The following is a 1,187-nucleotide window of genomic DNA, read 5'->3' on the forward strand; positions in this document are numbered from 1 at the left end:
TAGGAGTATGGCACTTTACAACAAAGTGGCTGGCATTTGTGCAGGGATTTGGAACTTTTGTCTAACTAACTGATAATCATACCAGAACAACTCTACTATATACTAAAACAGATCAATAAGAAACTGATTAACATATGGTGGCGCAAATGTAGATAATAATATTTCAACCCCTGAACTCAATCAACTGGCTAATTTTTAATGCACTCAAGTGCCAGGACTTTGACCAAAGCGGGAATTATTAACCTTTTTACTAGGCTGTGACGAAAGTCTTTTTGGGATATCGTCAGTTTCACGTCTTTTTCCTCCTGCTACATCTACTATTACGACACAGTCCCTTTTGGGTTTTGGACTTTGGCAGCATGTGGTAGCTCATTCAGTGGGGCCGCCCTCAGTATGTATGTTGCTGTCCGCAATGGAATTGTCGTCAGTACAGATACTGCAGGTTGGTCGGCAGGCGTTCCTGTTACTTCAGTTCCAGGGTCACCCCTGAAACCTTACCACTTGCTTAGCTTAGGATAAAGACTGCACGGTTTACTGGACAGTTCCACTGCGGCTCTCACCCTTTGTTACGACCGACCCGATTCTTTAGGAGCTGATAATGATGCTGCAAGTTTAAAAATGCGTTTATTACCTAAAGTTGGTTTTTAGGTTTTTTACTCATTAGAAAATAATTCAATTCTGATTTTTTTGTAAATCAAAGTAATTTTTAAAACCAGCCAGATGAAATTCAACAGTAAATTTCTAGCAGAAATTCAAGCCATTGCAAAGATTGGAGGATGGAAATATGATTTCTCAAATGATGAAGTGACCTGGACCAATCAAGTCTATTATCTACATAATATTTCTACTCAGGTTAAACCTTCTTTGGATAATATCCTTTCATTATATACAGACCAGTCAAAAGAATTATTTTTTAAAGCATTTGAGAAAGCTTGTGTTCATAGCATTCCATTTAACATAGAATTGAAACTAAATGCCCAGAAAAACGGAAGGGATGTATGGATAAGATGTATAGGCAGACCATTTAAAAAGGAAAGGGTAGTATATAAAATTTCTGGAATATTACAGGATATAACAGAGGAAAAGGGTAGCAGGGAACTTGCTAAAATGGGGGAGTGGCGAATAAATTTTAAATCTGGCAGGACGGAAGGATCAACAGAAATTTGTAAACAGTTCGGGTTGAATTC

Annotated in this window: 1 protein-coding gene; it reads left to right on the forward strand. The window is 37.8% G+C overall.

Annotated elements, in window-relative coordinates; genetic code table 11:
* Positions 1-720: 720 nt before the first annotated feature.
* A partial coding sequence (locus A3EM_RS45325; RefSeq protein ID WP_044241330.1) for a hypothetical protein occupies positions 721-1,187 on the forward strand: 467 nt, incomplete at its 3' end.

Source organism: Flexithrix dorotheae DSM 6795, from assembly GCF_000379765.1.
In the GTDB taxonomy this organism is placed as follows: domain Bacteria; phylum Bacteroidota; class Bacteroidia; order Cytophagales; family Flammeovirgaceae; genus Flexithrix; species Flexithrix dorotheae.